At 66.1% G+C, this 557-nt stretch carries 1 protein-coding gene; it reads left to right on the forward strand.

Annotated elements, in window-relative coordinates; translation table 11 throughout:
- Nucleotides 1-557: DDE-type integrase/transposase/recombinase (locus Pmi06nite_RS41665; protein ID WP_203958782.1), on the forward strand; the 557-nt coding region annotated here is incomplete at both ends.

Here is a 557-nt window from a genome sequence, read left to right on the forward strand (position 1 = left end):
TCAGCATCCTCGTTGGGGGCCGGTGCGGTTGGTGCATGAGGCTGCCAAGCGTGGCGTCGTTCCTCCGCCGTCGCGGATGGGGGTGTATCGGACGCTGGTGCGACATGGGGTGATCCAGCCGGGTGCTCGGCGTAAGCGGCGCGAGGAGTTCATTCGGTGGGAACGCCCGGCAGCGATGGATCTGTGGCAGATGGACATCGTCGGTGGGATCTTCTTAGTGGACGGCACCGAGGTCAAAGTGGTCACCGGTGTGGATGATCACTCCCGTTACTGCGTCATCGCCGCGGTGGTGGTTCGCGCGACGGGCCGGGCGGTGTGCCTGGCATTCGCTGCGGCGTTGCAGAGGTTCGGTGTCCCCGGTGAGGTGCTGACCGACAACGGCAAGCAGTTCACCGGCCGGTTCGGCACTGGTGGTGAGGTGCTGTATGACCGGATCTGCCGGGACAACGGCATCGTGCATCGGCTGACCGAGCCGCGGTCACCGACCACGACCGGGAAGGTCGAGCGGTTCCATCAGACGCTGCGCAGGGAGCTTCTCGACGACGCGGCGCCGTTTG

The organism is Planotetraspora mira (genome assembly GCF_016863275.1).
Lineage (GTDB): Bacteria > Actinomycetota > Actinomycetes > Streptosporangiales > Streptosporangiaceae > Planotetraspora > Planotetraspora mira.